A 23,620-nucleotide genomic window follows, 5' to 3' on the forward strand; every position below is an offset into this window, starting at 1 on the left:
GTTGAACTATTAAGACAAAGGAATTCGCCTCTTGGGATAGGTTGTCTCGGCAACTTCCTATTTCCACATGGAGGAGATGAATTCCTTTTATTTTGCTTAAAACAGCCGACTTTTTCAGGGGAAACTATTTAAGATTTTTGATAATCATTTCTTATTTATGAGAACGATTCGACACTGCGCGGGGCCGGCAGACCCATCGCTTTCGGGACTTGCGGCACGGCTTTGCCCCAAAAAAGACAAGCAGTCTGCCCCGGGCCGCTAATCCCCGAAGCAGACTGCCGATTGCAAGCGGACGATTCAACCTTTGACCGCGCCCGCCACGACGCCTTTCACGATATGTTTCTGCAGCAGCATGAACACGATGATGGACGGCAGCACCGCCATCACCATGGCCGTCATCGCATACTGCCAATCGGTATTGTACTGTCCGACGAAGGTGTACGCCGCCAAGGTCAGCGTCTTCGTCGATTGCGAGCTGTTGACCATGAGTAGCGGCAGCAGGAAGTCGTTCCATATCCACATGACGTCGATGATAATGACGGTGGTGGTCACCGGTTTCAGAAGCGGCAGAATGATGGTGCCGAACGTCCGGAAGGAAGAGGCGCCGTCGATCATGGCGCTTTCGTCCAACTCCCGCGGGATGCCCTTGACGAATCCGTGATAGATAAACACCGCCAGCGGCACGCCGAATCCCCAGTAAATGACGCCGAGCCCCCAGGTGCTGTCAGACAGCCCCATGTCCTTCGCCAGCTTGAGCACGGTGATCATGATGCTCTGGAACGGGACGAGCATCGGCAGAATGCAAACCAGATACAAGATGTTGCTCAGCCTGCTTCCGGTGCGGGACAACTTGTAAGCGGCGAGGGATGAAAGGGCAATGATGCCGGCCACCCCGACTACCGTGATGATGACGTTGTTGAGAAACAACTGCGGGTAATCGATGAACTTCCACACATAGATGTAATTTTCCAGGGTCAGCTTCTCCGGCAGCGCCACCACGTTCCGCATCACTTCGCCGAAGGTCTTGAACGAGTTGATCAGCACGAGAAACATCGGATACAGGAACACGAGGGCGGAAACGATCATGAACAATTCGAGCAGCGCAAGTCCGATTTTTCCGCGCTTCATCAGCTCTCCACCTCTCTCCGTTTGAAGTAGGCCAGCTGAACGACGGTGATGATCATGACGGCGAAGAACAGCACGAGCGCCTTCGCGGTGCCGTACCCGTACATGTTGTTCTGGAACGTATCCCGGTAGATGTCATACGACACGCTGACCGTGGACCCACCCGGACCGCCGGCGGTAAGGGACAGGATGACATCGAAAATTTTGATCGAGTTGGTGAGCGCCATGAACACGGCGATGGTCACCGACGGCGCAAGCAGCGGCAGCGTTACGCTGAAGAAGCGGCGAACCGGCCCCGCCCCGTCCACAACGGCCGCTTCCATGACGTCGGCGGGCACCGATTGCAGACCGGCGATGTAAATGACGATATAGAACCCGACGGACTGCCAGATGGACACCAGAAGCACGGAGATGAACGCCAGCGTATTTTCGCCCAGCCAGCTCCATTGGAAAATGCCCCAGCCGGTCTGTTCATAGAGCGATTCGAATCCCTGCATGAAAATGAACCGCCAAATGAAACCGACAATGACCAGACTGAGAATGTACGGGACAAAAAAAGCGGCCCTGAGCGCCGTCCGCGTCTTCAGCGGCCGGTCCAGCGCGAGGGCGATCAACACCGCCAGCACGTTGACGAGGATGATGTACAGAATCGAATATTTGAGCGTGAACAGGGACGCGTTCAAAAAGTTCCGGTCTTGAAGCAGCGCCCGGAAGTTGTCGAATCCGATGAAGTCGGGATTGCTGTTGATGCCGTTCCACTCGGTAAGGGAATACGCCATGCTCATGACGAACGGGATATAGAAGGCGAACAGCACGCCGATCACAGCGGGGATGACGAACAGCGAGAACTCCCATCCGGAGCGCGATTTGCGGCCCATGCTGAACATGATTTCACCTGCTTTCTTGTCGTTGCGTGCAAACTGACGGATAATACACATTATAGGCGGGCCGTAAGCCGCAAAAGAATGCATTTCTGTAATCAAATAAGGGGAATAACGTGTACTGCAACTGCTCCCGGAGGGGATTCCCATGCCCGACTGGATGAACCGCATCCGCCGGCTTGCCGGCAAACCGTCGGAACGGCTTGTCCGCAAACTGATCTTGCTGTTCGCCGGCCTGGCGATGCTGATCGTACTGCTGCTTACCTTCATTTCCTACAAAATGATTGAACGGCAGTCGGTAGAATCCTTCGTTGCCGGCAGCAAGAGCAACCTGATGCTGGTCAACAAAAACATCGTCCGCTACTTCGCGGAAATCGACCAGATGTCGACGCCCGGGCTGCAGTACGACGCACTGATCCAGGCGGCCGAGTGCGGGACCTGCGATTACACGGCCCAGATCTTTCTGGAGAATTACGTGCGCAGCATGTTTCATTCCCGAAATGACATCGAGAGCCTGTTTTTTTACCTGCCGTCCCATAACCAATACTACGCCATCAGCAAAGGCGAGCCGGGACGGACGGTGCGCATTGTGTCGGATGAAGAGGGGCGGATCGCGAGACAGAAATGGATGGAGATGGTTCTGGATCGGGACACGAACCGCCTGATTCAGACGCTGCTGCTGGATGAGTCCGTCGGATACGCCCGGACGAAGGACAGCTACATCGCCTATCACCGGGTCATTCGGACACTGCTCGAGCGGGAACCGATGGCGGTGCTCACGATTTTGTTTTCCCCCGGAGGCCGCGATGAGATTTTACGCGATGTCGCCCTCGCTCAAGGGGAACAACTGCTATTGGCGGATGCCGAAGGACGGCCTTTCTATTGGAGCGACCCGGCTTTCTTCGAACAGGCGCCTCTGACGGAATGGCTGGCCGACATCCGGGCGGACGAAGACGGCGTCCTGGACCGGGTGCTGGGCGGCGAGCGCTACATGGTGATCGGTGATATGGATCAGACTACCGGTTGGACACTCGTCAAATGGACGCCGTACCGGCTGATCTACGCTTCAGCGCAGAAGACGCGCAACGTCAGCATATTGCTCGGGTCGGTCTTTGTGCTGTTCGCGCTTCTGGCCGTCTCGCTGATGTCCAACGCGATCACCCGCCCGCTCAAGGCGCTCACCCGCAAGATGGAAGCGTTCAGCCGCGGCAATTTCAACGTGATGGTCGAGGTCCGGGGACAGGATGAAATTGCCCTGCTGTCCCGCCAGTTCAACCGGATGGTCCGGCAGATTGAAGAGCTGATCAATGAGCGGTACCGCATGCAGCTCGCGGAGAAGAACGCCGTGCTCAAGGCGCTGGAGGCGGAGCTCAATCCGCATTTCATGTACAATGCGCTGCAGACGATCTCCACCAACGCGCTGAAGAAAGGCGTGCCGGAAGTGGCCGACATGGTGGACGCCCTGGCCGGGACGCTGCGCTACAGCATCAGCCGGCGAGACCGGGTGCTGCTCAGAGAAGAAATCCAACACATTGAACGCTATCTGGCCATCCAGAAGGCCCGATTCGGCGGCAGGCTGCAAGTCCGCTTCGAGCTGGACGACCGGTTGCCCGACGTGGAGATTCCAAAACTGTCCGTCCAGACGCTGGTGGAGAATGCCGTCAAACACGGCGTGGAGAAGACGTCCGTCCCGGTCTTGATCCGGATCCGAGCCTGGCCGGACAAGCTGGGCACGGTCATCGCCGTGCACGACAGCGGTCCGGGCATGGACGGAGAACAACTGGAGCTGCTGCGGGAGCGGCTGGCGCGCGATTGGGACGACCGGGAGCAGCAGGGGAATGCTTCCATCGGTCTCTCCAACCTGGCCGCCCGCCTGAAGCTGCTTTACGGCGATGCGGCGCGGCTCATGATTGATTCCGATGAATTGGGGACGGAAGTCCGCATTTTGATCCCTCGGGGAGGAAATGATGGCAATGATTCGGGCGCTGATCATCGAGGATGAACAACCGTCCCGGGAAGCGATCAAACTTCTGGGCAATTGGGAGAAATACGGCATTGCGGAGATCGACGAAGCGGAGAACGGCCGGGAGGGGCTTCGGCTTGTGGCCGCCCGGCGGCCGGACCTGCTGCTGGTGGACATGAAGATGCCGGAAATGGACGGCGTCGAGTTTCTGCGCCGGGTGTCCGCGGAACATCCCGAATGCGTATGCATCGTCATCAGCGGTTACGACGATTTCGAATACGCACGCACGGCCATCCTTTCGGGGGCCATCGATTATTTGCTGAAACCGATCAACCGGCACGATCTGAACGAGGCGCTGGCGAAAGCCGCGGCGCTGATCGGGCGGCGGAAACGGGAAGCCGGCGAGCGGATTGATCAGGGCATAGCCCTCAACCTTTCGCTGCCGAAACTGAAGGAGACGGTTTTCCTTCGCCTGGTGGAAGACGCGGGCGGCGTCACGCCGACCCACCTGTCCGTTATCGGTGCCGACAAACCCGCGGAGTATCAGGTGGCCGTCTTCTGCCTGCTGAACATGACGCAGGTGCGGCGGGAAAAATTCAAAGGGGATACGGAACTGTTCCGATTTGCCGTCGCCAACCTGCTGAACGAGTTGGAGCTGGACGGGGTGAACTGCTTCAGCTTCGCCAATCCGAAATCGGCACGGGAGTTCATTCTCGTGCTGACGTTGGACCCTGCCCGCCCTCACGGCCTTCGTCCCGATATCGAAGGATTGCTGAAGGAGGGGCTCGACCGGCTGGAGAAATGGCTCCATCTCGTCGCCTCCGGCGGGGTCGGCCGCCCGGTCCAATCCCATACCCAAATACGCGATTCCTACCTCGCCGCCCGGGATTTGGCATGGTCCGCCAACCTGGCGGAGACGGCCCATCGGCCGATATGGGCAGCTTCCGCCGCGGAACAAGGGTCGCCGCCGCCGCTCATCGGAAGGATGCCGCTCATCCGGCACGGCCTGGAAGAAGGAAATGCGGCCTATGCCGCCGCCGTCGTCAGCGATTATGTCGCGGAGATCCGCAAGGCCGGCCGCCTGAGCCTGGCCGCCGCCGACCGGCTGCTGGACGATTTCGCGACGCTGCTGCATGAGCTGGCCCTCGACCTCGGCGTGCCGAACGGTTGGCAGCCCGACATGCGCTCTGCCGGCCATGATCCGGACATGCCGTACGACCTTACGTCGCTCAAGCAATTTGAAAGCGCGATGCAGGATCTGCTGGCGGACTTCGCCGATTATGTGCGGAGAACGGTCAAATCGGCCGCCCGCTTCCACGTAAGCGACATCAAGGCGTACATCGATCAACATTACAACGAATCGATCCGCATTCATACGTTTACGGAAAAATACTACCTGAGCCGCGAATACTTGATGAAACAGTTCAAGCAGGCATACGGCATGGGCATCTACGAATATGTGCAAAAAGTGCGCATGGAAAAGGCGGCGGAACTGCTCAGGGACCCCGAGCTGAAAATTCAGGACGTCTCCGATCTGGTCGGCTTCAAGGACAAAAATTATTTCAGCAAGGCGTTCAAAAATCATTTCGGGCTGTCCCCCACAGAGTACCGCAGCAAGGAACAGAACGCCACTTTTTTACCCTGAAATCTCTACGATATCGCCTTCTTTCGGACTCTCCGCGTTCTTTACAATGAAAAGGCAAACATCCAAAAGACGGAGGGGTTGAAATGTTGAAAAAAACGGCACTCGTGTTGTGCGCCGTTCTGCTGGCCGGCATGGCCGCGGCATGCGGTTCCAGGAATAACGCGGAACAGGGCGCGAACACGGGAGAAGGCGGCGGAGCGAACGAACAGCCCGTCAACATGCGCATGTTCATCAACATGCCGGAATACACCGACGCCTTCAATGCTTTCGTTGAAGAGTACAAAAAAGTAAAGCCGAACGTCTCGATTGAACTGGAAATCATGCAGGCCGACTACCCGACCATCCTGAAATCGAAAATCGCGTCGGGCAACCTGTCCGACGTGTTCGCATCGACGGCCGGCGGGGAAATCGATCAGTACGCGGAGTATAGCGCCGACCTGACCAACGAACCACTTGCGCAAGCAATGAACGACGCGGTGAGAGCGAACATGACGTCCAGCGACGGCAAGGTGCTCGGCCTGCCGGTGAAGGACAACCTGTTCGCCATCATCTACAACAAAGACCTGTTTGAGAAGGCGGGCATCGAATCGTTCCCGAAAACGATGACGGAACTGAAGGATGCCATCGCGAAGCTGGAAGCGATCGGCGTAACGCCTTTCGCCAACGGTTACAAAGAGTGGTGGGTGCAGAAGCATATCTTCCAGCACTTCATTAATGCGGCGGCTCCGGGCAACACGAAAGCGCTCGTTCAGGACTTCATCGCCGGCAAGACGACGTTCGCGGATCATCCGGAATTGATGGCCTTCTTCGACTTCATCGACCTGACCGTTGAGCATGGCATGCCGAAGCCGCTGGAACGTGACCTGTCCGCGCAAATCAGCGACTTCGCGACGGGCAAGGCGGCCATCATGACCGGTCAAGGCGCCTGGACGGAAGAGCAGATTCTGAAGATCGATCCGAACCTGAACATCGGCGTGGCCGGCTATCCGGTCAGCGAGAATCCGGAGGATGCCATGATCATTACCGGCGCCGACCAGGCGCTTCGGATCAACAAGGATTCCCCGGTGGTCGACGAAGTGCTGGAGTTCTTCAACTGGCTGTACACGTCGGATTACGGCAAATCGTGGTTCTCGGAAGTGGCGAAAGTCATTCCGCCGATCAAGGACGTCCCGTTCCCGCAGCTGCAGATGCCGCAGCAAATGCAGCAAATCATGCAGACCGAGAAGACGGGCGAACTGGCGATTATCTATTCGCTGGACAGCTTCCATCAGCGCTTCGGCGAGATCATGCAAGCCTACATCGCGGGCAACACGACGCGCGAACAGGCCGTCAAAGACATCGAAAACGCCTGGACGCAGCTCGGCGCGCCGAGATAACCGGAAGACAGAACACCCAGCATCTTGAACGATGCCGGGTGTTCTTGTTTGTGGAACGCTGCCGGTTGGCGTACACTGATGGTATCGAAGGAGGCGAACTACATGTCCGAACACAGCAGCACCCCGAGTCAAGATAACGAACCTGCCGCCGGCATCGAGATCGGCATCAGCACCTTCCTCGAAGCGACGCCCGACCCGGAGACGGGCGAGCGGATCAGCCATGCGGAACGGCTGCGCCGCGCGGTGGAAGAAATCGTCGTTGCCGATCAGGCCGGCCTTGACGTCTATGGCGTCGGCGAGCACCACCGGCCCGACTACGCCTGCTCCGCGCCGGCCGTCGTGCTGGCGGCCGCCGCGCCGCTGACGAAGCGGATCCGGCTCACGAGCGCGGTCACCGTCCTGTCCTCGGACGACCCGGTCCGCGTCTATCAGCAATTTGCCACGCTGGACGGCATTTCGAACGGCCGGGCGGAAATCATGGCGGGCCGCGGCTCGTTCATCGAATCGTTCCCGCTCTTCGGCTGCAAGCTGGAAGACTACGACGAGCTGTTCAACGAGAAGCTGGAACTCTTGCTTGAAGTGTGCCGGAACGAGATCGTGACGTGGCGCGGCGGACACCGGCCCGCGATCGACGGCCGCGGCGTCTATCCGCGCGCCGTGCAGAACCCGCTGCCCGTCTGGATCGCGACCGGAGGCAATCCGGAATCGGCCGTCCGGGCCGGCATGCTCGGCCTGCCCGTCTGCTTCGCGATCATCGGCGGCATGCCGGAGCGGTTCGCGCCGCTCGTCGAGCTGTACAAGCGCGCGGCCGTGCAGGCCGGCCACGATGTGTCGAAGCTGCAGATCGCGACGCATTCGCACGGCTTCGTCGCGGACACGACCGAGGAAGCGGACGAGAAATTCTATCTGCCGACGCAGGCGCAGATGAACCAGATCGGCCGGGAACGGGGATGGCCGCCGTACACCCGCGAGACCTACGACGCGGCGCGCAGCCTGCGGGGCGCGCTCTACGTCGGCGACCCCGAATATGTCGCGGAGAAAATCGTCCTGCTTCACCGGAACCTCGGCGTCACCCGGTTCTTCCTCCACGTCAACGTCGGCACGATGCCGCACAAGGACGTGCTGCGCGCGATCGAGCTGCTCGGCACGCGCGTGGCGCCGATCGTGCGGAAGGAGCTGGCGCGCGGGACGGGACGCGCGGGGGATGCGGAGTGACGAGCCAATCTTTGGCTTGATTGCGCGCCCTTGATATGCCACAATCATCGTGAACACGTATTCACAGCGGCGCAGCCCGCCCTGCGGCGCGTTCGATTCAACACCTTATCGCCGATCACAAGGAGGCTATCCATCCATCATGCGTACCATTCAACTCGGCACCAGCACGCTTCAAGTGCCCGTCGTCGCCGTCGGCTGCATGCGCATCAACCGGCTGAGCAAGCCGGAAGCGGAGAAATTCATCCGCACGGCGCTCGAAGAAGGCGCGAATTTCTTCGACCATGCGGACATCTACGGAGGCGGCGCCTGCGAGGAGATTTTCGCGGACGCCATCGGCATGAACGCCGAAATCCGCTCGTCCATGATCCTGCAGTCGAAGGTCGGCATCCGCAAGGGGATGTTCGACTTCTCGAAGGAACATATCCTGTCGTCCGTCGACGGCATCCTGAAGCGGCTGCGGACGGACTACCTGGACGTGCTGCTGCTCCACCGTCCGGACGCGCTCGTCGAGCCGGAGGAAGTGGCGGAGGCGTTCGATCAGCTGCACAGCTCCGGCAAAGTGCGCTGGTTCGGCGTCTCGAACCAGAAGCCGATGCAGATCGAGCTCTTGAAGCGCTATGTGCGCCAGCCGATCGTCGCGAACCAGCTGCAGCTCAGCATCACGAACGCGACGATGATCTCGAACGGCATCAACGTCAACATGGAGAATGACTCCGCGATCGACCGCGACGGCAGCGTGCTCGACTACTGCCGCCTGCACGATATCACGATTCAGCCGTGGTCGCCGTTCCAGTACGGGTTCTTCGAGGGCGTCTTCCTCGACAACCCGAAGTTCCCGGAGCTGAACAAGAAGATCGACGAGATCGCGGCGAATCACGGCGTCTCGAACACGACGATCGCGATCGCGTGGCTGCTCCGCCATCCGGCGAAGATGCAGCCCGTGACCGGCACGATGAACATCGACCGCCTGCGCGACTGCTGCAAGGCGAGCGAAGTGCATCTGTCCCGCGAAGAGTGGTACGAGATCTACCGTGCCGCCGGCAACATTCTGCCGTAAATGCGAAACGGCCGCCAAGGATGTCAGGTCCTTGCCGGCCTTTCTTTTTTCTTGTCGGGCCTCATTCCTGCTCTTATGCCGATGCAACCAATTCCGCCAGCTTGCGCGCCGCCGACTCGCCGGACTGCGGATTCTGGCCCGTCACCAGCTTCCCGTCGACTTCGACGTGATCGGCCCATTTCTCCGCGGGGATGAACTCCGCGCCCGCCTGCCGCAGCCGGTCCTCGAGCAGGAACGGCATCGCCTGATCGAGCTTCACGGCGCGCTCTTCCTCGTTCGTGAACGCCGTCACCCGCCGGCCTTTCACCAGATGCGTGCCGTCGGACAGCCTCACGTCGACGAGTCCGGCCGGACCGTGGCAGACCGCGCCGACCGGACGATCCGATTCGATGAGCGTCCGGATGAGCGACTGCAGCTTCACGCTGCCCGGCAGGTCGAACATCGTCCCGTGTCCCCCCGGCAGGAAAAGGGCGTCGAACCCGTCCGCGCTCACCGCGTCAATCGGCACCGTATCGTCGAGCACCCGGATCGCCTCCGCCCATTTGGCTTCCGCCTCCGCCGTCAGGCTGCGCGGATCGATCGGCGCTTTGCCGCCTTTGATGCTTGCAACCGTAATCTTGAACCCGGACGCGCGGAACACTTCATACGGCTCGGCGAACTCGGACAGCCAGATCCCCGTCCGTTCGCCCGTCGGCATTTCGCCGTGGCTCGTCACCACCATGAGCATATGTCGTTGGGCCACCATCCATCCCTCTTTCCACCATGGAATATGCATGCAGCCGGCTGCCACGCTTTCAGTGTATTCCATCGGCTGCTATAATCCAAATAAAGAAAAATGCATGGTGGTATTAAAATTTTTATGGCCGACTTCGAATGGTTCCGTTCCTTCGTCGCAATCTACCGCCACGGCTCCGTCTCCGCCGCCGCGGCGTCCCGGTACATGACCCAGCCGGCGCTCAGCCAGCATCTCGCCGCGCTCGAGGCCGAGATCGGGGAGCCGCTGTTCCGCCGGACGCCCCGCCGCATGGTGCCGACCGAGCGCGCGAAGCAGCTCTACGCGCAGATCGCGCCGGCCGTCGACCGCCTGGAACGGGTGGACGACGCCTTCAAGCTGCCGGGACGGGCGCCCGTCCTCCGTCTCGGCGGACCGTCCGAGTTCATGCACGAGCGGATCATCCCCGCGCTGCCGGACTCGCCGTACCGGCTGATTATCACGTTCGGCGAGACGCGCCCGCTGCTGCGCCTTCTGCAGGACGGCGAGCTCGACCTGCTCGTGGCCACGCAGCATGTGGCGACGACCGGGCTTGTCTTCTCCCGGCTCGCCGTCGAGACGTTCCTGCCGGTCGGCGCCCGGCCGCTCGACGTGCCGCGCGGCGCGGGCAGAGAAGCGATCCGGGCCGCGCTTGAGAAGGAGCGTTGGATCAGCTACGGCTCCGACCTGCCGATGATCCGCCGCTACTGGATGCAGGCATTCGGCGTCCGCTGCGCGATTCTGCCGGACTACGTCGTCCCCGACTTGCGGGTCATCAAGACGATGGTGCTGCGCGGGTTCGGCGTCAGCGTGCTGCCGGATTACCTGATCCGCGATGAGCTCAAGGCGGGACGCCTCCACGTGCTGCATGAGCCGGATACATTGGCCGTGAACGAGCTGTGGCTCGTCCGGCGGTCGGCGGACAGCGGCGATGAGCGGCTCTCGGCCTTCGCCGACGCGCTCGCCGCGGCTGCCGCCCGCTGAGGAAGCCGGCACTGCCCGCGCACACGCCGGCCCGCACGCGCGAAGCGACGCGCCACGCGGCCTTTTTTTGTCCGGACAAATCCGGCATGCTATGATGGGACCGGGAGGCTTCCAATCATGACCGCTTACCATTCCGCACAGAACGGCCCGGAGGCGGCCGTTGCCGCGCTGCTCCGCTGCCCGGTCTGCGGACAGACCGTCCGGCTGGACCGCCGGAGCATCGTCTGCCCGGCCCGCCACACGTTCGACCTGTCGAAGCACGGATACATCAATCTGCTGACGCGCCCGGCGCGCGCGAAATATGACAAGCGGCTGTTCCAATCCCGCAGGGCGGTGCTGCTCGGCGGACTGTACGATCCGCTCCATGAACTTGCGGCGGCGAAGATCCTGCAATCTTGCGGCGGCAAGTCCCCTCTCCTCCTGCTCGACGCGGGCTCCGGGGAAGGCTCGCATCTGGCCCGCATCCGCGGCAAGATCGCGGCGGAAACGGGGCATGCTATTCGGGGTGTGGGCATCGACCTCGCGAAGGAAGGCGTGGAAATGGCTGCGCGATCGTATCCGGAGCTGCTCTGGTGCGTCGGGGATCTGGCCCGCAGTCCGCTGGGCGCCGGCTGTTTCGACGCCGTCCTCAACATCCTCTCTCCTGCCAACTATGAGGAGTTCAGCCGGCTGCTGGCGCCCGGCGGCATCGTATTGAAGGTAATCCCCGAACCCGATTACCTTATCGAACTCAGGCGGCTGCTGCAGCCGGATGCGGATCGGCCGGTCACCGCCGGCAGCCGGGCGAAGGCGCATTTCCGGGAACGGTTCGCACGGGTCGACGAGGACCGGCTCCGCTGCCGCGTCCGGCTGGACCGGCCGCTGCTGCCGCACCTCGCCGCGATGACGCCGCTGAGCTGGCAGGCCGGCGAAGAGGCCCTGCAGCGCATTGCCGAGCTGGACCAGCTCGAGGTGACGATCGATCTGGCCGTGCTCATCGGCCGCAAAGCCGATTGAACTGCGCGGCTCCGGCTGAACCGTGCATAGCACATGCCCCCTCCTCGCGCAGTGATGCCGGTCACAACGGACGATGTCCAACATTTGCTACCATGAAATCAAACAAAGAGCGAGGAGGCATACCGGTATGAAACTGTCCGGCAAAGTCGCCATCGTCACCGGCGCGGCATCCGGCATGGGCAAAGCCATCGCCGAACGGTTCGCGCAGGAAGGCGCCAAAGTCGTCGCATCCGACCTCAATGCCGAAGGCGTGCAAGCCGTGGTCCGGGGCATCGAAGCGAAAGGCGGCACGGCCATCGCCGCGGCGGCCAACGTCGCCAAGGAAGAAGACGTGCGGAACCTCGTCGATACGGCCGTTTCGACGTACGGCACCGTCGACATCCTGATCAACAACGCCGGCATCATGGACAACTTCGTCCCGGCGGCGGAAATCACCGACGAGCTGTGGGAACGCGTCTTCGCGGTGAATACGACCGGTCCGATGCGGACAACCCGCAGAGTGCTGCCGATCTTCATCGAGAAGAAGAGCGGCGCCATCGTCAACATCGCCTCGATCGGCGGCCTGCAAGGTTCCCGGGCGGGCGCGGCCTACACCGCTTCGAAGCACGCCGTCATCGGCTTTACGAAGAACGTCGGCTTCCAGTACGCCGAATACGGCATCCGCTGCAACGCGATCGCGCCGGGCGGCGTGAACACGAACATCGGCACGACGATGAACAACCCGAGCCAATTCGGCATGGGCAAGGCCATGTCCGGCGCAAGCAACAACCCGCGCGCGGGCGAGCCGGAAGAGATCGCGGCCGTCGCGCTGTTCCTCGCTTCGGACGACGCAAGCTTCGTGAACGGCGCGGTCGTGACGGCCGACGCGGGCTGGACCGCATACTGATCCAGGATTGGCTCCACTCCCCTTCCCATCGAAACCATCGAAACGCGAAATGGAACCGCTCAGGTTCCATTTCGCCGTTTCACCGGTTCTCCGCCATCCATTGCGCGGCGAAGTCCACCGCCTCCTTCATGTCGAAAAGCCGGCATTCCGCCTGTCCGACCGTCCCTTTCCGCACGGAAATGCTGCCTTCCATCTCCCTGCCGATCCGGTTGAAATCATCCGCGTCGTAGGCATAGTCTTCGAACCACCGCCACACCCGCTCGCCGTTTTCCCGGATCGCCGCCCCCATCCGCTTGACCGGCATCGAAGGGAGCCGGGTTTCGGCCAGATGAAAGCTGGTGCAGGCATGGTAGCCGACGCCGAGCAGCAGCACCTTCGCCCGCATGCCGTACATTTTGCCGAGCGGCGAGGGCATGCCGAACTGCGGGGTGAGCGGATGTTCCGACACGATCGCATCCGCATGCCGCCCGTTCGCGCAGAACGACACCTGGGGATGGCCGGACCGCTTCGTCCCCGGATACGTGCGGAACAACTCGGCGATCCGCCCCATCCCGCGCGTCGGCGTCACATCCGGATCGAACGCGGGCCACTCCCGGTAAATGATTTCGTGCCAGTCCGCCGGCACCGGGGGATTCTGCCATTCGGCCGGATCGCTCCAGTCGCCGGTTTGCGCCGGCATGACCAGCGTCCCCTCCCCGCCGACCGCGCGGAGCAGCGCATCCACGACCGCCTGCGGTCCGCCGCACACCCAGCCGATGCTCGACAGCGACGAATGGACAAGCAACACATCCCCGTCTTCGACCCCGAGCCGCCGGAGATCGCGCACCATCCTTCCGGTCGTCACCGGTTCGGCCGTCCGGGCGACGACATCCTTCTCGCTCATGCCGATCCCTCCCGTACCTATGTGCATATCCGTTCGCCGCAGCCGGGTCCATCCCCTTCCCGTCCGCCGCGGAAACCTTGATTATAGTGGAAAAATTCGCCGCCGGAATGTCATTGACAACCTTTCTTCCGGCCGCTATCATCATATTGTCGAAACTGATAATCATTATCATTTCGTCAAACCATCAACATACATAGCAAGTTGAGGAGTGGAGCATCATGCGCAACATTTTGTTCCCCGTCCTGCTGGTGCTGGCGCTCGCCGTCACCGCATGCGGCGGCGGGAATCAGCAGTCGGCCCGGGAAAATCAACCGCCGGCGCAGGAGAACCCGCAATCCGCCCGGGGGAATGAGCAGCCCGCACAGAGCGGCACCATCACCTACGAATCGGAGACCGGACCGATCGAAGTTCCCGCAGATCCTCAGCGGGTCATCTCCCTGTCCGGTTTCACCGGCAACCTCATGCATCTCGGCGTGCCCGTGATCGGCACCGACGTATGGTCGAAGAGCGCCCCGCAGTTCGCCGAGCAGCTGAAGGATGTCGAGGAAGTGTCCGAAGAAGGTCTGGAGAAAATCATCGAGCTTGAGCCCGACCTGATCATCGCGCTGTCGACCACCAAGAACCTTGACAAGATGAGCCAGATTGCACCCACCGTCTCGTACACCTGGGGCGCGCTCAACATTTTCGACATGCACATCGAGGTCGGCAAGGCGGTCAACAAGGAGCAGGACGCCCGGGAATGGGTCGAAGGTTTCCGGAAGCGTCTGGAAGAAGCCGGCGCGAAAATCCGCGAGAAAATCGGCGAGGACGCCACGGTCACCGTCATCGAAGTGTATGACAAGGCGATCTACGTGTTCGGCGACAACTGGGCGCGCGGCACGGAGCTGCTCTATCAGGAAATGAAGCTCGGCATGCCGGAGAAAGTGAAGGAGAACGCGCTGGCATCCGGCTACTACGCGCTGTCTCCGGAAGTGCTGCCGGAATTCGTCGGCGACTATCTGATCATCAGCAAATATTCGAACGCCGACTTGTCGTTCCAGGACACCGAAACGTACAAGAACATTCCCGCCGTGAAGAACGGCCGGGTGCTCGAAATGACCGGGGAAGGCTCTTCGTTCTCCGACCCCTACACCCTGGAGATGCAGCTGGAGCTGTTCGAAGAGTTCTTCCTGAACAGCCCGTGACGGAGAGGATGACGCTTCGTGATGAACGTTCCGGGGCGCCCGCGCAGGGCCGCATACGGATGGACGATGGCCGCCGGCGTCGCGGTCATGGCAGGGATGTTCGTCGTGTCGCTCGTGTACGGCGCGGCGAACATCCCTTTCCGTGATGTCTGGCAAGCCCTGCTCTCCCGGGAGGTCAATGATCAGATTCTGATCATCCGGGAAATCCGGCTGCCGCGGGAGATCGCCGCGATGGTCGTCGGCGCCGCATTGGCCGCCGCAGGCGCGATCATGCAGGGGATGACGCGCAATCCGCTCGCCGACCCCGGGCTGCTCGGCATTACGGCGGGCGCGAACCTGGCGCTCGCCGTCGGGTTCGCGTTCTTCCCCGCGCTCGGCTACTTCGGCATGACCGTCGCCGGTTGGATCGGCGCAGCGTTCGGCATGCTGCTCGTCCTCGGCCTCGGCGCCTCGCGCAGGGACGGCTGGTCCCCGCTCCGGCTCGTGCTGGCCGGGGCGGCCGTCACGTTCTTCCTGTACGCCCTCGCCGAAGCGATCGGCATCGCCTTCAAGGTGACGAAGGACGTCTCGATGTGGACGGCGGGCGGCATCATGGGCACGACCTGGCGGCAGCTCGCCATCGTCGTCCCGACCGTCGCCGCCGGCCTGATCGCCGCGTTTCTGTACGCCCGTCAGCTGACGGTGCTGTCCTTGAGCGAAGAAGTCGCCGCCGGGCTCGGCCAGCGCACCGCCCTCGTCAAGGCGGCGCTGTCCACCGTCGTCATCCTGCTGGCCGGCGTATCCGTCGCCCTTGTCGGCAGCATGGCGTTCATCGGCCTGATGGTGCCGCATATCGCGCGGGCGCTCGTCGGCACGGACTATCGGCGCGTCCTGCCGATGGCGGCGGTGGCGGGCGCCTCGCTGCTGCTGCTCGCCGACACGCTCGCCCGGACGATCAGCAAGCCTTATGAGACGCCGGCGGCAGCGATCATCGCCGTGCTCGGCATCCCGTTCTTCCTGATCATCGCGCGGAGAGGGGGGCAGCGCTCATGATTCCGAAGGCGCTCGTCCGGAAACAGCGCCTCTGGCTGCTTGGCCTGCTCGGCCTGACCGCGGCCACCGCGGTCGTCAGCATGGGCCTCGGCTATGCTTCGCTGTCCTTCGACCGGCTCATTCCGACCTTCCTCGGCCAGGGGACGTTCAAGGAAGAATTCGTGTTGTTCTCGATCCGGCTGCCACGCATCGTGATCACGCTGCTCGCCGGCATGGCGCTGGCGCTGTCCGGCGCCATCCTGCAGGGGGTCAGCCGCAACGAGCTGGCCGATCCCGGCATCATCGGCATCAATGCCGGCGCAGGCGTCGCGGTTACGCTGTACTACCTGTTCTTCCCGATCGATGCCGGCCTGTTCCTCTATCTGGTGCCGGCCATCGCCTTCGCCGGCGCGCTGGCCGCCGCCATCCTGATCTGGCTGGCGGCGTACCGCCGCGGATCCGGCCTGCACCCGCTCCGGCTGGTGCTGATCGGCGCCGGCAGCTCCATCGCACTGAACGGCCTCATGGTCGTGATGATCTCGGCAGCCGAGCCGCAGAAGGTCGATTTCATCTCGAAGTGGCGGGCCGGCAGCATCTGGGGCGCGGACTGGCCGTTCATCCTGGCGCTGCTGCCGTGGCTGGTCGTACTCGTGCCGTTCGTGTTGCACAGAGCGCGCCGCCTGAATTTGCTGGAACTCGGGGAATCGGAAGCGATCGGCATCGGCGTGCCGCTCACGCACGAGCGCGCCGCGCTGCTGCTGGCCGCCGTCGCGCTGGCCGCGTCCGCCGTCGCGATGGCCGGCAGCATCGTATTCGTCGGCCTGATGGCGCCGCATATCGCCAAGCGGCTCGTCGGGCCGCGCCACCAGTTATCCCTCCCGATCTCGATCCTCGTCGGCGGCTGGCTGCTGCTCGTCGCGGACACGATCGGGCGCAACGTCGCCCAGCCCGAGGGCATCGCGGCCGGCACGATGGCGGCGCTGATCGGCGCGCCGTACTTCCTGTATCTGCTGCTGCGCAAGTAAAACAAAAAGGCTCGGTCCCTGAATCCCTCAAGGCCGAGCCTCTTTCGTTTCACCGCCTGAGCGGAATGCCGTACATCCGGGCGAACGCCTCGCGCAGCGTCTCCGGCCCGTCCGCGCCGTTCTGCCCCGCGCCGCTGTCGAACATCGCCACGCCGTCCCGCAGGAAGACGATCCGGTCGGCCGCCGCCTCCGCGATTTCGAGCTGGTGCGTCGAGAACAGCACCGTCTGTCCTCGCTCCGCCGCCTCCCGCACGAGCCGGATGAAGCTCTCCATCCAGTACGGGTCGAGGCCGTTCGTCGGCTCGTCCAGCAGGACGAGGGGCGGCTGCGCGAGCAGCGCCTGCGCGAACAGGACGCGCTGCCGCATCCCCTTCGAGAACGACGCCACCGGCTTCGTCCCCGTGTCCGACAGCCCGACCTCGGCCAGCGCCTCGGCCGCCCGGCTCTTCGGCAACCCGCGCAGCTTCGCCCAGAACGTCATCGTCTCCATCGCCGTCAGCCCGCCGGGGAACCGGTAATCGTCGGGCATGTAGCCGACCCGCTCGGCGTACCGCAGCCGGCCGTCCTTCCAGCGCAGCCCGCCGACGCGAATCTCGCCCGCGTCCGGGTGCAGGATGCCGGCGATCATCCTGAGAATCGTGCTCTTGCCCGCGCCGTTGCCGCCGAGCAGCGCGATCACCCGCCCCGCTTCCGCCTGCAGGGTGAAGTCCTTGATGACTTCCTGCCGGCGCATCGACTTTCGCACATGTTCCATCACCAGCACCGGTTCAGCCATGCCTCCGCCCCCTCTCCCAGAGCCATCCGGCCAGGCCGAGGCAGACGGCGACCCAGGCCAGACAGACGACCGTGAACACCATCGTCCCGCTCCCGCCGCGGATCCACGTCACCCACTCCGTGTAGTCCGCCCCGAGCATCGAGCCGCCGCCGAGCTTGATGACGGCAAGCAGCCGGGCCAGCTCCGCCGGATTGAACAACGTCAGCACCGACACGCCCGGCTTGATCCACGGATACGGCAGCATGCCGAGCACCGCGATCAGGAGCGCCGGCCAGGCCATGACCGTGAAGAACCAGACGGCGGCCGAGATTGTCAGCGCCTGCCACCGGTTGCGCGCCAGCGCGCCGACCAGCTGCGACACCGCAAGATACATCAGCGCGAGGCAAAAAGAAAACGCAAGCAGCACGACATAAGTCCGGAAACCGAAACCGCCGCCCGCCGCCCAGCCCGCGACGCCCGCCAGGCCGAAGCCGAACGCCGCGATGGCGAGCAGCACGACGGCAAGGCCGACGTACTTGCCGATCAGGTAGGCGCCGGTTGTCAGCGGGTAGGTGGAGAGCAGTTCCCATCCGCCGTCTTCTTTTTCACCCGTGAGGGAGAAGGAGCCCAGCATCAGCGTCATGAGCGGCAGCAGGTACAGGATCAGATTCAGCATCGTGCCCGTCACGCCGGAATACCCCTGCACGTATCCCTGCCGGTTGATCAGCAGCAGGGCGAGCATGAACAGGGCGAACAGGGCCAGGAACGAATAAGCCCACGGATTGCGGAAGCCCATCCGGATTTCCCGGCCCGCCACCTGCAGCATTTGCGTCATGCCCCGGCTCCGCCTTCATGATTCCCGTGCGCGCCGGCATCGCGGGCGTCATCGTCGCCATGGTCCGCGTCGCGGCCGTGCGCGCCATCTTCATGCCTGTCCGCATCCCCGTGGCCGGCGTCGTCATGGACGCCGTCATGATCATGCGCGCCCTCGCCATGCGCTTGTCCCATATCGCGATTCACTTCCCACGAATGGTTCGGCAGGTCGTCCGCCGTCATGAGCATACCCTTGCCCTGCTCCGTGATGAACGCCTCGGCGTCCGATTTGTCCGCGAACGACAGCACGCCGTACGCCATCGGCGTCTTGAACGACGCGTCGTAGACGTAGTACGCCTTCTCCGTCTTGACCCATTGGAGGCCGTGATAGTCACGGACGAAGGACGCGCCGACATCGCCGTCGCCGTGTTCCGCCAGCCAGGCGTACATGCATCCGATATCGTCGAACATGAGCGTCCGTCCGTCTTTCATCACGATCTGCGTCGCATGGGCGTCGTCCGCCACAGCCATGTTGCATTGCGCGCACCGGTCCGTCTCCTCGTTCACCGCACGCGCCGAATATTCGCTGCGGCCGCATGCCACACTAAGGACGGCTGCCATGATGATCGCGAGTGCCAAGGTCATCCGCCGATTCCTCATGTCGTTCTCCTCCTCGAAATGATCATGACGGCGCAGGCCGCCGCAAGCAGAAGCGCGCCTGCGGCTCCTGCGGCCCGTCCCGATTCCCGGCTTGTCCTGTCCGTCTCCCGCGCGGGCTCCATGAGCGGCGCGGCGTCAACCGCCCACCCGCTCCGGTCCGCACCGTACAACCCCTCCAGAAACTTCATCCCCGGCGATTGGAACAGCAGCTGGAACACCGGCCGACGCTCCGTGACCGACAGGAAGAACGGATTGACGGCATAGCGCAGGTCGCTGGCGCCGTCGCCGTCCGCATCGACGCCGCTGAACGAATCCCAGAAATTCCGCTCGATCCGGTTCGCTCCGCTGCGCTGCGCGCCGGCATCCGTCACGTTCCCGATCCACTGGTTGCCCGTGACGGCGTTCCCTTCGGAATCGAGAAGCTGCATCCCCATGAAATTGTCCAGAATCTCGTTGTTCTCGATCCGGTTGTCGACGGATCCTTCCACGTAAATGCCGACCCGGTTGCCGGAAACGACGTTCCCGCGCACGACCGAATTTTTGGCCGCGAACAGCAGGATGCCCTGGGAGTTGACATTTTCGCTCTGCTTCGCAAAAATGTTCCCCTCAAGCAGCACGCCGTCCACCGTCATCACCATCGCGCCGGTGACATTCATGCGGCCGTCATTGCCGGCAATCACCGTGCCGTCCGAGTACATGACGTGGATGCCGTACCGCGACGACTCGACCGCGTTGCCCGTGATCCGCACGTTGTCGCTGTTCTCGATATAGATGGCGTCATACATCGACGCGACCGTGTTGTCCTGGATTACCGCGTCATGCGTCTCATACAGATCGATGCCGTTCCGCCGCTCCGTGAACCGGCCGCCGGACGGCCGGGAAGAACGGACCATGCTGCCGCGCACGATCGACCGGTCGGCCCGTTCGAGGCGGATGCCGTAGCCGTCCGTCACGATGTCGAGCCCTTCGAGGGCGATGTCAGGCGCCCCCGCATACACCGCCGGACTGTCTCGTCCGCCCGCCTGCTCGATCCGGAGTCCGCGGACGGTGACGCCCGCCGCCGTCACGGAGATCGCGGGACGCTCGTCCGCGCTCGCGACCGTCACGTCGCCGTCCGCCGCCGCTTCCACCGTCAACGGCTTGCCGATGACGGCCGGCCCGGCATACTCGCCCGGCGCAAGGCGCAGCACCGCCCCTTCCGGCGCCGCGTCAATGAGCGGCTGAAGCGGCTTCGGCTCCTCCGTATCCGCCGCGCCCGCCTGCCGGGCCGCCAGCGCCGTGCCGATCAGCAGAAGCGCCGCGGTTCGGCTCAGCCCGCGGGCAAGGCGCGTCCGCGTCATTGCACGCTCACCTGTTTCTTCTTGTAGATGTGGACATCCTCGTAGTACAGATGAAGATCGACGTCATACTCGCCCGGCTGCTCGAACCGGTATTCGGCCGTGTACGTATTGTCGCCTTCGTAGCGGTGTTTCAACGTGGTCGGCTGCCCGTCCGAGATGACGACAAACTGCACGTTTGCGTTTTCGTCCAGTTCGACGCCGGTAAACACCGCTTTCATCTGTACGACTTCACCGGCCCGGGCTTGCACCGGCTCGACGTCGAACGACGCCTCGATGCCGACCAGACCGATCTGCTGCAAGTTCTCGCGCGAACATGCCGCAAGAACCGCGAGCAGCACGAACGCTGCCGCGAGGATTCCCGCCGTTCTCCGCATAGGTTCACCGCCTCCCCGCACCCTCATGTTTTCATGGTAGACCGTCTGCTTTCGGTCCGCATGACCAATTCGGGCCAGGAGTTGTGGAGATTCCATGAACATCAGGTGGCAAAAAAGAAACCGCCAAACCGTAGTATGCACGGTTTGGCGATCCCACTTGCGCGGAGCCCGTCAGAACAGGACGGGGACCTCGACCAGATCCTGTATGCTGCCGTCTCTCGCGCTGCGCGTGTACACCTGGATCGCGCCCGCCGGCGTCCCCGGCGCCGCGTCGAAGGCGATCGACGCGCTGAAGGCGCCGAACGCCGGCGCTCCCTCCGTCGCCGTGACCGCCCGCTCCCGCGCGACGATCCGGCCCGCATCGTCCAGAACCCGGTACAGCACGTTCGCCTCGAACGCCCGGGCGCTGCCGGTCAGCGGCGTGCCCGCGGCGATGCGCGAACCGGGCAGCGGCCGGAAGACGACGATATTGGTCGATGACGGCAGCGGAATGACGAGCCGGTAGCCGGGGTAGAGCACATCCGGCGAGAAGCCGGGCCGGTTCGCGTTCGCGCGCGCCAGCTCGCTGATGCTCGACCCGGACCGCCGGGCGATCCGGTAGAGCGAATCGCCCGCTTCCACCTCGTACACGAAGGCGGGGATATAGATCAGCTGCGCGACCCGGAGAATATCCGGCTGCTCCAGCCGGTTCAGCGCCGCCAGCATGTCGACGCCTGCGGAATAGCGCTCGGCCAGCCGGAAGAGCGTATCCCCTTCCGTCACCTGGTGCAGGACGGTGCTTTCCTGCGAGGTGCCCGGCACGCGGACGACCAGTTTCTGCCCCGGGTAGATGAGGCCGGGGTCCGTGACCGGCGGGTACAGCGCGTTCGCCCGCTCAAGGTCGGCCAGGGACGAGCCGAACTGGTTCGCAATCGAATAGGGCGAGTCTCCCGGCCGAACGGTGTACACCGCACAGGTTCCCGGTGATATCGGCATGTTTCCAGCCACTCCTGTCTCATGGGTTCTTCCCCATCCTATGCGGGTGCCCATGCGGGAGTGTCTAGTCCAGCGCCGTGGAGGCCCTCGGCGAAGCCGCCGGCGCCTCAGCCGGCGCGATGATCGCCTGCGGCAGCTCCGCGGCCTGCAGCCCAAGCTGCGTGAGCCGCTCGTAATGTTTGTACAGCGCATGGAATTTGCCGCTGTACGAACGGCTCCAGGGCTTCTTCTTGCCGCAGAAATGGAGGATGACGGTGCGGTTGATCACGTAGTCCATATCGCACTGTCCGTTCGACTTGAACTTGTAGTACAGATAGAAGCGGGCATCATAGTTGTACAGCGTCTCGTCCAGCGGTTTGATTTTCTTCGAGTAGAGGGCGTTCAGGATGTCCTGGTCGGGCATGACGAGCCGCGAGCGGTTTTTCTCGACGAACTGATAGATGATGTCCTCCTTGATCTGCTCCCGCTGCAGTTCAAGATTCATCAGCAGCACGCCCGAGTTGTAGTAGTAATCGATATCGTAAGGCATCAGCCGGATGCGGTTGATCTCCTTGACGGAAAATTTGTCGTGGTAGCACGCGGCGTAGAGGTACCCGTCCAGATCCGTTTCGTAGAGCGGCCGCACGGCATTGAGCACGAGGATGTCGGGATCGAGATACAGGATGCGGTCGACGTCGGGGGGCAGAAAGCGGTGCGCAAGCAGCCGGTAGTACATTTCCTTCGTGTAGTGCATCAGCACCGGCGCGTCTTCGAACTCCCCTTCATCGACGCGGATGATCTGCAGCTCGCTGCCGTGTCGCCCGACATAGGCGCCGAGCCGCTCAAGCGCGCCCTCGTCGATGCTCGAATGCATGAGGTAGATCGTGAAGTGTTCGCCCGGATTGTTCAGGAAGAGCGACGTGAGCATGGTCGTCAGCGGTCCCAGATAGTTGGCGTTGAGCGTAACGAGAATGTTCATGTCATTCAGCCCCCAGTGTTCACAAACTGTGGCGCGCGCGGAAGGCAAGCCGGTCGGCGGCAGCCCACAGGCTTGCCGCGAGGATGAACTCGAACAGGTTATGCAGGGACGGGATGCCCGTAAGCGGTACGAGCGCCGAGCCGATCAGCATGATCAGCGAACCGGCAAGCAGCGAGGACGGTCCGCCGCGCCGGAGCAGGATCCACCCGGCGGCCAGCAGCGCGGCCATGACGACGGCGATCATCACGCCTCCTGCCCAGGATCGCCCGGCCGGCTCATAGGTCAGGATGCCGTGTTCGAAGACGGGCCTGAGCCTCAGGCGGGACACCGACGCCGCCAGCTCCCAGACGATCAGTCCGGCCGTCACGAGCAGAACGGTAAGCGCCGCTGCCGGCCGGTTCGCCCATTCCGCGCCGGTCTGCCGGACGAATTCGTATGAGACGGGCACGAGCAAGGGCGTAATGCAGGCGTGGAGCAAAAATCGGGTGAAATGCACCCGCTCGAACCCTTCGCTTGCCTGGACCCATGCGCCGGCGCCGAGCACGAGATTGTCCCAGAGCAGCGCCGCGGTGACCGCCAGCAGCATGACGATGAGGCTCCATGAAACGCCGCAGCGCCGGATGGTGATTCCCCAGCCCAACAGCACCGCGTTGGCGACGGTCAAGATTGGATACAGGATGGCGTTCATCAGCCGCACCTTCTATAACGAGAGTAGCGTTCTCCTCATCATGGCCCCGTCGACCCGCGGATATACCGTTTTGCCA

At 62.9% G+C, this 23,620-nt stretch carries 23 protein-coding genes; 11 read left to right on the forward strand and 12 right to left on the reverse strand.

What is annotated here, in order from left to right; translation table 11 throughout:
- Positions 1–297: 297 nt before the first annotated feature.
- Together C6W55_RS02430 and C6W55_RS02435 are read right to left on the reverse strand one after the other, a co-directional pair.
- Positions 298–1,128, reverse strand: coding sequence for a carbohydrate ABC transporter permease (locus C6W55_RS02430; RefSeq protein ID WP_015253046.1), 831 nt, complete (start codon positions 1,126–1,128; stop codon positions 298–300).
- Positions 1,128–2,012 (reverse strand): carbohydrate ABC transporter permease, encoded by an 885-nt coding sequence (locus C6W55_RS02435; protein WP_015253047.1) that lies wholly within the window; start codon positions 2,010–2,012, stop codon positions 1,128–1,130. Before C6W55_RS02435 ends, C6W55_RS02430 begins: the two co-directional genes overlap by 1 nt.
- 142 nt (positions 2,013–2,154) lie before the next feature.
- On the opposite strand from C6W55_RS02435, the gene C6W55_RS02440 reads away from it, so the two are divergent.
- From C6W55_RS02440 to C6W55_RS02460, 5 genes are all read left to right on the forward strand, one after another.
- Entirely contained in the window at positions 2,155–4,008 is a 1,854-nt protein-coding gene (locus C6W55_RS02440) for a sensor histidine kinase (RefSeq protein ID WP_213482979.1), read from the forward strand.
- Positions 3,974–5,614 carry a response regulator gene (locus tag C6W55_RS02445; protein WP_213482980.1) on the forward strand — a complete coding sequence of 547 codons (1,641 nt, stop codon included), beginning with the start codon at positions 3,974–3,976 and terminating at the stop codon, positions 5,612–5,614. The genes C6W55_RS02440 and C6W55_RS02445 overlap by 35 nt, the downstream gene beginning before the upstream one ends.
- A gap of 83 nt (positions 5,615–5,697) precedes the next feature.
- Positions 5,698–6,990 (forward strand): ABC transporter substrate-binding protein, encoded by a 1,293-nt coding sequence (locus C6W55_RS02450; protein WP_286891282.1) that lies wholly within the window; start codon positions 5,698–5,700, stop codon positions 6,988–6,990.
- Positions 6,991–7,092: 102 nt separating this feature from the next.
- Complete coding sequence (locus tag C6W55_RS02455) at positions 7,093–8,205, forward strand: LLM class flavin-dependent oxidoreductase (protein ID WP_286891283.1); 1,113 nt, start codon at positions 7,093–7,095, stop codon at positions 8,203–8,205.
- A gap of 139 nt (positions 8,206–8,344) precedes the next feature.
- Positions 8,345–9,262 (forward strand): aldo/keto reductase, encoded by a 918-nt coding sequence (locus C6W55_RS02460; RefSeq protein ID WP_286891284.1) that lies wholly within the window; start codon positions 8,345–8,347, stop codon positions 9,260–9,262.
- A gap of 73 nt (positions 9,263–9,335) precedes the next feature.
- Here C6W55_RS02460 and C6W55_RS02465 read toward each other — a convergent pair whose 3' ends face one another.
- A complete protein-coding gene (locus tag C6W55_RS02465) occupies positions 9,336–10,007 on the reverse strand; it encodes a type 1 glutamine amidotransferase domain-containing protein (protein WP_213482983.1) in 672 nt (223 codons plus the stop codon).
- A gap of 114 nt (positions 10,008–10,121) precedes the next feature.
- On the opposite strand from C6W55_RS02465, the gene C6W55_RS02470 reads away from it, so the two are divergent.
- The 3 genes from C6W55_RS02470 (at position 10,122) to C6W55_RS02480 (ending at position 12,879) form a co-directional block, all read left to right on the forward strand.
- Positions 10,122–10,997 (forward strand): LysR family transcriptional regulator, encoded by an 876-nt coding sequence (locus C6W55_RS02470; RefSeq protein WP_286891285.1) that lies wholly within the window; start codon positions 10,122–10,124, stop codon positions 10,995–10,997.
- 117 nt (positions 10,998–11,114) lie between these two features.
- A complete protein-coding gene (locus C6W55_RS02475) occupies positions 11,115–11,993 on the forward strand; it encodes a putative RNA methyltransferase (RefSeq protein ID WP_286891287.1) in 879 nt (292 codons plus the stop codon).
- A 127-nt stretch (positions 11,994–12,120) separates the two neighbouring features.
- Positions 12,121–12,879 (forward strand): SDR family oxidoreductase, encoded by a 759-nt coding sequence (locus tag C6W55_RS02480; protein ID WP_286891289.1) that lies wholly within the window; start codon positions 12,121–12,123, stop codon positions 12,877–12,879.
- A 79-nt stretch (positions 12,880–12,958) separates the two neighbouring features.
- Here C6W55_RS02480 and C6W55_RS02485 read toward each other — a convergent pair whose 3' ends face one another.
- Positions 12,959–13,762 carry an AAC(3) family N-acetyltransferase gene (locus C6W55_RS02485; RefSeq protein ID WP_213482988.1) on the reverse strand — a complete coding sequence of 268 codons (804 nt, stop codon included), beginning with the start codon at positions 13,760–13,762 and terminating at the stop codon, positions 12,959–12,961.
- A gap of 218 nt (positions 13,763–13,980) precedes the next feature.
- Here C6W55_RS02485 and C6W55_RS02490 point away from each other — a divergent pair, with 218 nt between their 5' ends.
- The 3 genes from C6W55_RS02490 to C6W55_RS02500 are packed head-to-tail and all read left to right on the forward strand — an operon-like array spanning position 13,981 to position 16,982.
- Positions 13,981–14,946 carry an iron-hydroxamate ABC transporter substrate-binding protein gene (locus C6W55_RS02490; protein ID WP_286891291.1) on the forward strand — a complete coding sequence of 322 codons (966 nt, stop codon included), beginning with the start codon at positions 13,981–13,983 and terminating at the stop codon, positions 14,944–14,946.
- 21 nt (positions 14,947–14,967) lie between these two features.
- Positions 14,968–15,978, forward strand: a complete 1,011-nt coding sequence (locus C6W55_RS02495; protein WP_483316343.1) for a FecCD family ABC transporter permease — start codon at positions 14,968–14,970, stop codon at positions 15,976–15,978.
- On the forward strand, positions 15,975–16,982 hold the full coding sequence (locus C6W55_RS02500; RefSeq protein ID WP_286891292.1) for a FecCD family ABC transporter permease: 1,008 nt from the start codon (positions 15,975–15,977) through the stop codon (positions 16,980–16,982). The genes C6W55_RS02495 and C6W55_RS02500 overlap by 4 nt, the downstream gene beginning before the upstream one ends.
- A gap of 49 nt (positions 16,983–17,031) precedes the next feature.
- Here C6W55_RS02500 and C6W55_RS02505 read toward each other — a convergent pair whose 3' ends face one another.
- The 8 genes from C6W55_RS02505 to C6W55_RS02540 form a co-directional block, all read right to left on the reverse strand.
- Positions 17,032–17,757, reverse strand: a complete 726-nt coding sequence (locus tag C6W55_RS02505) for an ABC transporter ATP-binding protein (RefSeq protein ID WP_286891294.1) — start codon at positions 17,755–17,757, stop codon at positions 17,032–17,034.
- The gene (locus C6W55_RS02510) at positions 17,750–18,571 is read right to left on the reverse strand and encodes an ABC transporter permease (protein ID WP_286891296.1); all 822 of its coding nucleotides are present in this window, start codon (positions 18,569–18,571) and stop codon (positions 17,750–17,752) included. Before C6W55_RS02510 ends, C6W55_RS02505 begins: the two co-directional genes overlap by 8 nt.
- Complete coding sequence (locus C6W55_RS02515; protein WP_286891298.1) at positions 18,568–19,209, reverse strand: nitrous oxide reductase accessory protein NosL; 642 nt, start codon at positions 19,207–19,209, stop codon at positions 18,568–18,570. The genes C6W55_RS02510 and C6W55_RS02515 overlap by 4 nt, the downstream gene beginning before the upstream one ends.
- Positions 19,206–20,549 carry a right-handed parallel beta-helix repeat-containing protein gene (locus C6W55_RS02520; RefSeq protein WP_286891300.1) on the reverse strand — a complete coding sequence of 448 codons (1,344 nt, stop codon included), beginning with the start codon at positions 20,547–20,549 and terminating at the stop codon, positions 19,206–19,208. Before C6W55_RS02520 ends, C6W55_RS02515 begins: the two co-directional genes overlap by 4 nt.
- Positions 20,546–20,923: a hypothetical protein gene (locus C6W55_RS02525; protein WP_286891302.1), complete on the reverse strand. Its 378-nt coding sequence runs from the start codon at positions 20,921–20,923 to the stop codon at positions 20,546–20,548. Before C6W55_RS02525 ends, C6W55_RS02520 begins: the two co-directional genes overlap by 4 nt.
- 171 nt (positions 20,924–21,094) lie before the next feature.
- Positions 21,095–21,898, reverse strand: coding sequence for a LysM peptidoglycan-binding domain-containing protein (locus tag C6W55_RS02530; protein ID WP_286891303.1), 804 nt, complete (start codon positions 21,896–21,898; stop codon positions 21,095–21,097).
- 64 nt (positions 21,899–21,962) lie between these two features.
- The gene (locus C6W55_RS02535) at positions 21,963–22,856 is read right to left on the reverse strand and encodes a glycosyltransferase family 8 protein (protein WP_286891305.1); all 894 of its coding nucleotides are present in this window, start codon (positions 22,854–22,856) and stop codon (positions 21,963–21,965) included.
- A gap of 19 nt (positions 22,857–22,875) precedes the next feature.
- Complete coding sequence (locus tag C6W55_RS02540; protein WP_286891306.1) at positions 22,876–23,544, reverse strand: hypothetical protein; 669 nt, start codon at positions 23,542–23,544, stop codon at positions 22,876–22,878.
- Between the last annotated feature and the right edge of the window lie 76 nt (positions 23,545–23,620).

Origin of the sequence: Thermobacillus sp. (assembly GCF_003390775.1) — a bacterium.
In the GTDB taxonomy this organism is placed as follows: Bacteria; Bacillota; Bacilli; order Paenibacillales; family Paenibacillaceae; genus Thermobacillus; species Thermobacillus xylanilyticus.

Bases quoted from the DNA above. Each gene is read 5' to 3' on its own strand.
- C6W55_RS02430 (WP_015253046.1), bottom strand. From the start codon at position 1,128: ATGAAGCGCGGAAAAATCGGACTTGCGCTGCTCGAATTGTTCATGATC.
- C6W55_RS02435 (WP_015253047.1), bottom strand. From the start codon at position 2,012: ATGTTCAGCATGGGCCGCAAATCGCGCTCCGGATGGGAGTTCTCGCTG.
- C6W55_RS02440 (WP_213482979.1), top strand. From the start codon at position 2,155: ATGCCCGACTGGATGAACCGCATCCGCCGGCTTGCCGGCAAACCGTCG.
- C6W55_RS02445 (WP_213482980.1), top strand. From the start codon at position 3,974: ATGGCAATGATTCGGGCGCTGATCATCGAGGATGAACAACCGTCCCGG.
- C6W55_RS02450 (WP_286891282.1), top strand. From the start codon at position 5,698: ATGTTGAAAAAAACGGCACTCGTGTTGTGCGCCGTTCTGCTGGCCGGC.
- C6W55_RS02455 (WP_286891283.1), top strand. From the start codon at position 7,093: ATGTCCGAACACAGCAGCACCCCGAGTCAAGATAACGAACCTGCCGCC.
- C6W55_RS02460 (WP_286891284.1), top strand. From the start codon at position 8,345: ATGCGTACCATTCAACTCGGCACCAGCACGCTTCAAGTGCCCGTCGTC.
- C6W55_RS02465 (WP_213482983.1), bottom strand. From the start codon at position 10,007: ATGGTGGCCCAACGACATATGCTCATGGTGGTGACGAGCCACGGCGAA.
- C6W55_RS02470 (WP_286891285.1), top strand. From the start codon at position 10,122: ATGGCCGACTTCGAATGGTTCCGTTCCTTCGTCGCAATCTACCGCCAC.
- C6W55_RS02475 (WP_286891287.1), top strand. From the start codon at position 11,115: ATGACCGCTTACCATTCCGCACAGAACGGCCCGGAGGCGGCCGTTGCC.
- C6W55_RS02480 (WP_286891289.1), top strand. From the start codon at position 12,121: ATGAAACTGTCCGGCAAAGTCGCCATCGTCACCGGCGCGGCATCCGGC.
- C6W55_RS02485 (WP_213482988.1), bottom strand. From the start codon at position 13,762: ATGAGCGAGAAGGATGTCGTCGCCCGGACGGCCGAACCGGTGACGACC.
- C6W55_RS02490 (WP_286891291.1), top strand. From the start codon at position 13,981: ATGCGCAACATTTTGTTCCCCGTCCTGCTGGTGCTGGCGCTCGCCGTC.
- C6W55_RS02495 (WP_483316343.1), top strand. From the start codon at position 14,968: ATGAACGTTCCGGGGCGCCCGCGCAGGGCCGCATACGGATGGACGATG.
- C6W55_RS02500 (WP_286891292.1), top strand. From the start codon at position 15,975: ATGATTCCGAAGGCGCTCGTCCGGAAACAGCGCCTCTGGCTGCTTGGC.
- C6W55_RS02505 (WP_286891294.1), bottom strand. From the start codon at position 17,757: ATGGCTGAACCGGTGCTGGTGATGGAACATGTGCGAAAGTCGATGCGC.
- C6W55_RS02510 (WP_286891296.1), bottom strand. From the start codon at position 18,571: ATGACGCAAATGCTGCAGGTGGCGGGCCGGGAAATCCGGATGGGCTTC.
- C6W55_RS02515 (WP_286891298.1), bottom strand. From the start codon at position 19,209: ATGAGGAATCGGCGGATGACCTTGGCACTCGCGATCATCATGGCAGCC.
- C6W55_RS02520 (WP_286891300.1), bottom strand. From the start codon at position 20,549: ATGACGCGGACGCGCCTTGCCCGCGGGCTGAGCCGAACCGCGGCGCTT.
- C6W55_RS02525 (WP_286891302.1), bottom strand. From the start codon at position 20,923: ATGCGGAGAACGGCGGGAATCCTCGCGGCAGCGTTCGTGCTGCTCGCG.
- C6W55_RS02530 (WP_286891303.1), bottom strand. From the start codon at position 21,898: ATGCCGATATCACCGGGAACCTGTGCGGTGTACACCGTTCGGCCGGGA.
- C6W55_RS02535 (WP_286891305.1), bottom strand. From the start codon at position 22,856: ATGAACATTCTCGTTACGCTCAACGCCAACTATCTGGGACCGCTGACG.
- C6W55_RS02540 (WP_286891306.1), bottom strand. From the start codon at position 23,544: ATGAACGCCATCCTGTATCCAATCTTGACCGTCGCCAACGCGGTGCTG.